The organism is Pseudomonas sp. S37, from assembly GCF_016658545.1.
In the GTDB taxonomy this organism is placed as follows: Bacteria; Pseudomonadota; Gammaproteobacteria; order Pseudomonadales; family Pseudomonadaceae; genus Aquipseudomonas.
The window spans coordinates 1-8,181 of record NZ_JACVZC010000178.1; the positions used below are offsets into that span (position 1 = coordinate 1).

Sequence of the window (8,181 nt, forward strand, 5' to 3'; positions counted from 1 at the left end):
AATCATATCGCCCTTAAGAGGTGTCCGGGATCATTAGGCCAGTTCACCTTGTGTCGCGAAAGGGCTGCAAAGCAGCCCCAATTACTCAAAGCTGTGTATTGCGGGTCTCTTTCAGGCACAGCACAGCAATCAAGCTGATCACCGCCGCCGCCGACACATAACCCCCCACCCAGCTCAACCCGCCCATGCTCACCAGCTTCTGGGCAAAGAACGGTGCCGCCGAGGCGCCGACGATACCGCCCAGGTTATACGCCGCCGAAGCCCCGGTATAACGCACGTGGGTCGGGAACAATTCCGGCAGCAACGCCCCCATCGGCGCAAAGGTCACGCCCATCAGGAACAGCTCGATGGCCAGGAACAGCGCCACGCCCGCGGTCGACCCCGAGGTCAGCAGCGGTTCCATGGTAAAGCCCGAAGCCACTGCCAGCAGGCCGCCGACGATCAGCACCGGCTTGCGCCCATAACGGTCGCTGAGCCAGGCCGACAGCGGCGTAGCCAAGGCCATGAACACCACCGCAAAGCACAGCAGGCCAAGGAACGTCTCGCGGCTGTAACCCAGTGTGCTCACGCCATAGCTCAGCGAAAACACCGTCGAGATATAGAACAGCGCGTAGCACACCACCATCGCCGCAGCGCCCAGCAGGGTAGGGCGCCAGTGCTTGGCGAACAGGTCCACTACCGGCATTTTCACGCGTTCCTGGCGGGCAACGGCCTTGGCGAATACCGGGCTTTCTTCAAGCTTCAGGCGCACATACAGCCCCACCAGCACCAGCGCAGCACTGAGCAGGAACGGAATGCGCCAGCCCCAGTCGCGGAATTGCTCGTCGCTCAGGGTCAGTGCCAGGGTCAGGAACAGGCCGTTGGCCGCCAGAAAGCCAATTGAAGGGCCCAACTGCGGGAACATGCCAAACCAGGCGCGTTTGCCTTCCGGGGCGTTTTCGGTGGCCAGTAGCGCGGCACCACCCCATTCGCCGCCCAGGCCCAGGCCTTGGCCAAAGCGCAGCAGGCAAAGGATGATCGGTGCCCACACGCCGATGCTGTCATAGCCCGGCAGCACGCCAATGGCTGTGGTGGACACGCCCATCAGCAGCAGCGAGGCGACCAGGGTCGACTTGCGGCCAATGCGGTCGCCAAAATGGCCGAACAAGGCCGAGCCCAGTGGGCGTGCAAGGAAGGCGATACCGAAGGTAAGGAAGGCCGCCAGCATCTGCGCGGTGCCTGACCCGGACGGGAAGAACACCGGGCCAATCACCAGCGCGGCGGCAGTGGCATACACGTAGAAGTCATAGAACTCGATGGCGGTGCCGATGAAGCTGGCAGTGGCTACCCGCGCAGGCGAGTTGACCGGCGCGGCAGGCGCTTCGGCATAGGTGCTGCTTGTCATTAAATAGGTCCCTAACAGTCTGGTCCGGCTCCATGGCTTGGCCTGCGGCGACATGCATGCAACAGGGCAGGCACGGCTGCGCGGGCGCCGGAGCGTTTTGTTGTTGTGTGCGCCCGACTGACGATAGCCCAAGGGGGATAGGGGCGGGGGCGGGCACTGTTCGGGGTGTTGAAGCAGGACCGCGGGGCGTGTCAGTGGAGCGGACTGGCCGTGGAGCGCCGGGTGCGGGTAGCAGGCGTGACGGCGGGGCTGGGTAAGCGTGACCCGAGTATAGCTAGCGGGTCACGGTCCACACCAGTACCTTGCTGGCACAATTGTCCTCGGTTTCGAGGATTTCCAGGCGATAGCGGCCGATCTTCAGGCAAACGGCGCTTTCCGGGATGCTTTCCAGCGCTTCGGTCACCAGCCCGTTGAGGGTTTTCGGCCCGCCGTCGCAGGGCAGGTGCCAGCCCAGGGAGCGGTTGATTTCGCGCAGCGAGGCAGTGCCGTCGATAACGAAGGTGCCATCGGGCTGCGGGTGCACGTGCGGGTTCTCCAGGCTCTGTTCGTCCTCGAATTCGCCGACGATCTCTTCAAGGATGTCTTCGAGGGTGACGATACCCAGCACTTCGCCGTACTCGTCCACCACAACGCCCAGCCGGCGCTGTTGCTTGTGGAAGTTCAGCAACTGCATTTGCAGCGGCGTGCTTTCCGGCACGAAATACGGCTCGTAGCAGGCGCCGTGCAGCGCCTCCAGGGTCAGCTCGGCCTTGGGCAGCAGGTGGCTGATCAGCTTGGTGTTGAGGATCGCTTCGACCTGGTTGATGTCGTTGTGGTACACCGGCAAGCGGGTGTGGCGGCTGACGATCAGCTGTTCGATGATGCGCGCGATCGGCTCGTCGAGGTTGATGCCGTCGACTTCGTTGCGTGGCACCAGGATGTCGTTGACGGTGATCTTGTCCAGCGATTGCAGGCCGTCAAGCAGGCCATGGCGGGGCGCATCGTGCGCTTCATCTTCGTCGCGCTCGTCATCTTCCTGCGGGTGCAGGGCCACCGCTGCCGGCTGGGTGCGGAACGGGCGCAAGATCAATTTGGCGCAGCCGTCGAGCAGGCAGGCAAAGGGTTGCAACAGGGTCAGCGGTGCTTTCAGCAGGATGCCAAGGCTGACCAGCGCCTGCGGGTTGCGCCGGGCCAGGCGCCGAGGCAGGAATTCGGCAAAGATCAGCAAGGCCAGTGCGCCGCCCAGGCCGGCCAGCCAGAAGCCGTGTTCACCGCTGTAGCGCTGGCCGATCAGGCACGCCAGGCCCAGCACCAGCAGCTTGCCCAGGCTGGCGCACAGCACCAGCGCCTGGGCGGGCAGCGCTGGCTGCCCGTCTTCATGGGGGCGCAGCGAGCCATTGAGTTGCAGGCGGGCAGCATCCACGGCGGTAAACAACGCTGCCCAGAGCAGCGCCAGTGCCAAAGTGACTAATAGCGGTGCGTACGGCAGGGTGTCCATGGGCGGCCGTCAGATGTGCAGGATGAATTCGCGAACCAGCTTGCTGCCAAAATAGGCCAGCATCAGCAGGCAGAAACCGGCCAGTGTCCAGCGGATGGCCTTGTGGCCACGCCAGCCCAAACGGGTGCGGCCCCACAGCAGCACGCTGAACACCACCCAGGCCACGCAGGCCAGCAAGGTCTTGTGCACCAGGTGCTGGGCAAACAGGTTGTCGAGGAACAGCCAGCCGGAGATCAGCGACAGCGACAGCAGGCACCAGCCGGCCCAGAGGAAGCCGAACAGCAGGCTTTCCATGGTTTGCAGCGGCGGGAAGTTGCGGATCAGCCCGGACGGGTGCTTGTTCTTCAGCTGGCGGTCCTGCAGCAACAGCAGCAGCGACTGGAACACGGCGATGGTGAACAGCCCGTAGGCCAGGATCGACAGCAGGATATGCGCCAGAATGCCCGGTTCTTCGTTGATCAGCGGTACCGTGCCGGGTGGCGCGAACTGCGCCAGCAGCGCGGTTACCGCGCCCAGCGGGAACAGCAGCAGCAGCAGGTTTTCCACCGGTATGCGCAGGCAGGCGAGCAGGGTCAGGGCAATGACTGCCACGGCAATCAGGCTGGCGGCGCTGAAGAAGTCCAGGCTCAGGCCCAGCGGGGTGATCAGCTGGAAGAACAGCGCGCCGGCCTGGGCCAGCACCGCGACGGCACCCAGCAGGCCAAGCAGGCGCTTGTCGGCCTTGCGGCCCTGGGCCAGGTGCGAGCCCTGGTAGATGGCCGCTGCTATATAAAGGCCGGCGGCGATCAGGTTGGGGATGAGGCTGGGTGAGGAGACCATAAGTCCTGGTTGGCGAGCCTTAAAGAGACGGAGTTTGGCATAGATCCCGCCGCTCTAGGAAGACTGGCAGACCGCGTAACGGCATTCGCGGGTAAACCCGCTCCTACAAGGACTGCGTTGGGCCATTCGCGGGTATGTACCAGCCTTGAAGGTGGTGGAGATCCTGTGGGAGCGGGTTCACCCGCGAAGAGGCCCGCCCAGGCACCGAATATCTCCCAAGGTGTGCGCCGCCGCCGCACTTCGCTATAATCGCCGCCTTGCTGTGCCCGGCGGGTGTGCATTTCCCCGCGGGCGCCTGACAAACCTCGGCTTTTACTGGGCCTGAAAGGATCACCATGTTCGAAAACCTGACCGACCGCCTGTCACAGACGCTGCGCCATGTCACCGGCAAGGCCAAGCTGACCGAAGACAACATCAAGGACACGCTGCGCGAAGTGCGCATGGCCCTGCTCGAGGCCGACGTTGCCCTGCCGGTGGTCAAGGATTTCGTCAACAGCGTCAAGGAGCGTGCGGTCGGCACCGAAGTGTCGCGCAGCCTCACCCCGGGCCAGGCATTCGTGAAGATCGTCCAGGCCGAGCTGGAAAGCCTGATGGGCGCGGCCAACGAAGACCTCGCGCTGAACGCCGCTCCGCCCGCCGTGGTACTGATGGCCGGCCTGCAAGGCGCCGGTAAGACCACCACCGCCGGCAAGCTGGCGCGCTTCCTTAAAGAGCGCAAGAAAAAGAGCGTGATGGTGGTGTCCGCCGACGTCTACCGCCCGGCGGCGATCAAGCAGCTGGAAACCCTGGCCAACGACATCGGCGTCACCTTCTTCCCGTCCGACATCAGCCAGAAACCGGTGGCCATCGCCGAGGCGGCCATCCGTGAAGCCAAGCTGAAGTTCATCGACGTGGTCATCGTCGACACCGCCGGCCGCCTGCACATCGACGCCGACATGATGGACGAGATCAAGGCGCTGCACGCTGCGGTCAAGCCGATCGAGACCCTGTTCGTGGTCGACGCCATGACCGGCCAAGACGCCGCCAACACCGCCAAGGCGTTTGGCGAGGCGCTGCCGCTGACCGGCGTGGTACTGACCAAGGTCGACGGTGACGCCCGTGGCGGTGCTGCGCTGTCGGTGCGTGCCATTACCGGCAAGCCGATCAAGTTCATCGGTATGGGTGAGAAGACCGAGGCCCTCGAGCCGTTCCACCCCGACCGCGTCGCTTCGCGCATCCTCGGCATGGGTGACGTGCTCAGCCTGATCGAGCAGGCCGAGCAGACCATCGACAAGGCCAAGGCCGACAAGCTGGCCAAGAAGCTGAAGAAGGGCAAGGGCTTCGACCTCGAAGACTTCCGCGACCAGCTGCAGCAAATGAAGAACATGGGCGGCCTCGGCGGCCTGATGGACAAGCTGCCGAGCATCGGCGGGGTCAACCTGTCGCAAATGGGCAATGCCCAGGGCGCGGCCGAAAAGCAGTTCAAGCAGATGGAAGCGATCATCAACTCCATGACCCCGGCCGAGCGCCGCGACCCTGACCTGATCAGCGGTTCGCGCAAGCGCCGTATCGCCTTGGGTTCCGGTACCCAGGTGCAGGACATCGGCCGGCTGATCAAGCAGCACAAGCAGATGCAGAAGATGATGAAGAAGTTCTCTGCCAAAGGCGGCATGGCCAAGATGATGCGCGGCCTGGGCGGTATGCTGCCAGGCGGCGGCATGCCGAAGCTGTAACACCTGATTCGGGTGCCTGCCTCTGCTGAGGCGGGCGCCCAGAACCCCGCTACGGCGGGACAACGGCCGCGGATTTCGCGGCTTAACCGGCAAATCTGATCGGTAGGGCAAAGCCTTGCCGAAAAAGTCATTTGCAAATGTCCGTGTATTCCCCGAGAATATGCGGCCTTTTGGGCACCCGTGTGCCTATTTGGCATTCAGATTTGCAGTACCGACTATAGGAACAATGTTCACATGGTAACCATTCGTCTTGCCCGTGGCGGCTCGAAAAAGCGCCCATTCTACCACCTGACCGTGACCAACTCGCGTAACGCCCGTGACGGCCGTTTCGTTGAGCGCGTTGGCTTCTTCAACCCGATCGCATCGGGCGCCGAAGTCAAGCTGTCGGTCAACCAAGAGCGCGTTTCCTACTGGCTGAGCCAGGGCGCACAGCCGTCTGAGCGCGTTGCTCAGCTGCTGAAGGACGCTGCCAAGGCTGCTGCCTAAATAGTATGAACGCGACGCCAGAAAAGGCTGACGACCTCATCGTCGTTGGCAAGATTTTTTCGGTTCACGGCGTTCGCGGCGAGGTGAAGGTGTATTCCTTTACCGATCCGATTGAAAACCTGTTGGATTATCCGCGCTGGACGCTTCGGCACGAAGGCAAGGTAAAGCAGGTCGAGCTGGTCAGCGGTCGTGGCTCCCAAAAGGGCCTGGTCGTGAAACTGAAAGGCCTCGAAGATCGTGATGAAGCCCGTCTTCTGAGCGGTTACGAAATCTGCATTGCGCGGAGCCTTTTGCCCAACCTGGCTGCCGACGAGTACTACTGGTACCAGTTGGAAGGCCTGAAGGTCATCAACCAGGACGAACAGCTGTTCGGCAAGGTCGATCACCTGTTGGAGACCGGTGCGAACGATGTAATGGTGGTCAAACCTTGCGCAGGCAGCCTGGATGATCGCGAGCGTCTGTTGCCCTATACGGAGCAATGCGTGCTGGCAATCGACCTGGAAGCAGGCACGATGCGGGTTGAGTGGGACGCGGACTTCTAAACGATGGGTAACCTTCGCGTAGACGTCATCACGTTGTTCCCCGAGATGTTCTCGGCCATCACTGAGTACGGCATTACCAGCCGCGCGGTGAAACAGGGGTTGCTTCAGGTGACTTGCTGGAACCCGCGGGACTACACCACAGATCGTCACCACACGGTAGATGATCGGCCGTTTGGCGGTGGTCCGGGCATGGTGATGAAAATCAAGCCTCTGGAAGACGCACTGGTTAGCGCCAGGCAAGCGACCGGAGCATCGGCAAAGGTGATCTACCTTTCGCCGCAAGGCCGCAAGCTGACTCAGCAGGCGGTCAAAGGCCTGGCCGAACAGGAATCGTTGATCCTGATCGCCGGTCGTTATGAAGGCATTGACGAGCGCTTTATCGAGGCTCATGTCGATGAGGAGTGGTCGATTGGTGACTATGTGCTTTCCGGTGGCGAGCTGCCGGCCATGGTTCTGATCGATGCGGTTACGCGGCTGCTGCCCGGAGCTTTAGGGCATGTGGACTCGGCGGAGGAAGATTCCTTTACCGACGGTCTGCTTGATTGCCCGCACTACACCCGACCTGAGGTGTATGCGGATCAGCGTGTTCCCGACGTGTTGCTAAGTGGCAACCATGCACATATCCGGCGTTGGAGGATGAAGCAGTCCCTTGGTAGGACCTTCGAACGACGCGCCGATCTTCTGGAAAGTCGCTCGCTTTCTGGAGAAGAGAAGAAGCTGCTCGAGGAATATCTCCGCGAGCGGGACGATAGTTAAACGTATCGATGGTGGATCGCGTATCCATCTTAGGAGCACAGCATGACCAACAAGATCATCCAGCAGCTCGAAGCCGAGCAGATGAGCAAGGAAATCCCGACCTTCGCACCAGGCGACACCGTTGTCGTTCAGGTTAAAGTGAAGGAAGGTGAGCGTTCCCGTCTGCAGGCGTTCGAAGGCGTTGTTATCGCCAAGCGTAACCGCGGTCTGAACAGCGCCTTCACCGTGCGCAAGATCTCCAGCGGCGTTGGCGTAGAGCGTACCTTCCAGACCTACAGCCCGCAAATCGACAGCCTGGCCGTGAAACGTCGTGGTGACGTGCGTAAAGCCAAGCTGTACTACCTGCGCGACCTGTCCGGCAAAGCCGCTCGCATCAAGGAAAAACTGTCCTGAGTACAGTTTGCCCGGTGGCCAAGGCCGCCTAGCGAGAAAAAAGCAGCCTTCGGGCTGCTTTTTTGCGTTTTGAACCTTCAAAAGACGTGATTGCCATGACTACCCGAGACCAGGAAATCCAGCGCCGCACCGAGTTGTCGGTAACCCGCGTGACCAAGGCGGTGTTCCCCAACACCACCAACCACCACAACACCCTGTTCGGCGGCACCGCCCTGGCCTGGATGGATGAAGTGTCGTTCATCGCCGCCACGCGCTTCTGCCGCCTGCCGCTGGTGACCGTGTCCACCGACCGCATCGACTTCAAGCACCCGATCCCGGCGGGCTCGATCGTCGAACTGGTGGGTTCTGTGGTCAAGGTCGGCAATACCAGCTTGCAGGTGCAGGTGGATGTGTTCGTCGAAAACATGTACCTGGACGGCCGCGAGCGGGCGATCCACGGGGTGTTCAGCTTCGTCGCCATCGATGAGGACAAACGCCCGGTGCCGGTGCTGCCCCAGGCCTGAGCCTTTCTTAAGCCTGGCGCGGACTCTGTGATTGGCTGGCGACCTTTTGTGTTCGGCTGGCGCGGTCCCTGTAGGAGCGGCCTTGTGTCGCGATGGGCTGCGCAGCAGC

At 62.1% G+C, this 8,181-nt stretch carries 9 protein-coding genes; 6 read left to right on the forward strand and 3 right to left on the reverse strand.

What is annotated here, in order from left to right; all coding sequences use genetic code 11:
- Positions 1–85: 85 nt before the first annotated feature.
- From IAE39_RS28330 to IAE39_RS28340, 3 genes are all read right to left on the reverse strand, one after another.
- Entirely contained in the window at positions 86–1,384 is a 1,299-nt protein-coding gene (locus tag IAE39_RS28330) for an MFS transporter (RefSeq protein WP_201207777.1), read from the reverse strand.
- 274 nt (positions 1,385–1,658) lie between these two features.
- Positions 1,659–2,861, reverse strand: a complete 1,203-nt coding sequence (locus IAE39_RS28335) for a transporter associated domain-containing protein (protein WP_201207778.1) — start codon at positions 2,859–2,861, stop codon at positions 1,659–1,661.
- 9 nt (positions 2,862–2,870) lie between these two features.
- Positions 2,871–3,680 (reverse strand): cytochrome C assembly family protein, encoded by an 810-nt coding sequence (locus IAE39_RS28340; protein ID WP_201207779.1) that lies wholly within the window; start codon positions 3,678–3,680, stop codon positions 2,871–2,873.
- Between the two features lie 335 nt (positions 3,681–4,015).
- Here IAE39_RS28340 and ffh point away from each other — a divergent pair, with 335 nt between their 5' ends.
- The 6 genes from ffh to IAE39_RS28370 all read left to right on the forward strand — a co-directional run bounded on the left by ffh (position 4,016) and on the right by IAE39_RS28370 (position 8,072).
- Complete coding sequence (gene ffh, locus IAE39_RS28345; protein ID WP_012270758.1) at positions 4,016–5,392, forward strand: signal recognition particle protein; 1,377 nt, start codon at positions 4,016–4,018, stop codon at positions 5,390–5,392.
- A gap of 234 nt (positions 5,393–5,626) precedes the next feature.
- A complete protein-coding gene (gene rpsP / locus IAE39_RS28350; protein WP_027920106.1) occupies positions 5,627–5,878 on the forward strand; it encodes a 30S ribosomal protein S16 in 252 nt (83 codons plus the stop codon).
- Positions 5,879–5,883: 5 nt separating this feature from the next.
- Positions 5,884–6,420, forward strand: coding sequence for a ribosome maturation factor RimM (gene rimM / locus IAE39_RS28355; RefSeq protein WP_201207780.1), 537 nt, complete (start codon positions 5,884–5,886; stop codon positions 6,418–6,420).
- Positions 6,421–6,423: 3 nt separating this feature from the next.
- Positions 6,424–7,176 carry a tRNA (guanosine(37)-N1)-methyltransferase TrmD gene (gene trmD, locus IAE39_RS28360; RefSeq protein ID WP_008094486.1) on the forward strand — a complete coding sequence of 251 codons (753 nt, stop codon included), beginning with the start codon at positions 6,424–6,426 and terminating at the stop codon, positions 7,174–7,176.
- Between the two features lie 42 nt (positions 7,177–7,218).
- Positions 7,219–7,569 (forward strand): 50S ribosomal protein L19, encoded by a 351-nt coding sequence (rplS, locus tag IAE39_RS28365; RefSeq protein ID WP_003252148.1) that lies wholly within the window; start codon positions 7,219–7,221, stop codon positions 7,567–7,569.
- A 95-nt stretch (positions 7,570–7,664) separates the two neighbouring features.
- Positions 7,665–8,072 (forward strand): acyl-CoA thioesterase, encoded by a 408-nt coding sequence (locus tag IAE39_RS28370; protein WP_201207781.1) that lies wholly within the window; start codon positions 7,665–7,667, stop codon positions 8,070–8,072.
- Positions 8,073–8,181 lie beyond the last annotated feature (109 nt).

Coding starts and splice junctions, on each gene's coding strand:
- rplS (WP_003252148.1), top strand. CDS start 7,219: ATGACCAACAAGATCATCCAGCAGCTCGAAGCCGAGCAGATGAGCAAG.
- IAE39_RS28370 (WP_201207781.1), top strand. CDS start 7,665: ATGACTACCCGAGACCAGGAAATCCAGCGCCGCACCGAGTTGTCGGTA.
- IAE39_RS28330 (WP_201207777.1), bottom strand. CDS start 1,384: ATGACAAGCAGCACCTATGCCGAAGCGCCTGCCGCGCCGGTCAACTCG.
- rimM (WP_201207780.1), top strand. CDS start 5,884: ATGAACGCGACGCCAGAAAAGGCTGACGACCTCATCGTCGTTGGCAAG.
- trmD (WP_008094486.1), top strand. CDS start 6,424: ATGGGTAACCTTCGCGTAGACGTCATCACGTTGTTCCCCGAGATGTTC.
- rpsP (WP_027920106.1), top strand. CDS start 5,627: ATGGTAACCATTCGTCTTGCCCGTGGCGGCTCGAAAAAGCGCCCATTC.
- ffh (WP_012270758.1), top strand. CDS start 4,016: ATGTTCGAAAACCTGACCGACCGCCTGTCACAGACGCTGCGCCATGTC.
- IAE39_RS28335 (WP_201207778.1), bottom strand. CDS start 2,861: ATGGACACCCTGCCGTACGCACCGCTATTAGTCACTTTGGCACTGGCG.
- IAE39_RS28340 (WP_201207779.1), bottom strand. CDS start 3,680: ATGGTCTCCTCACCCAGCCTCATCCCCAACCTGATCGCCGCCGGCCTT.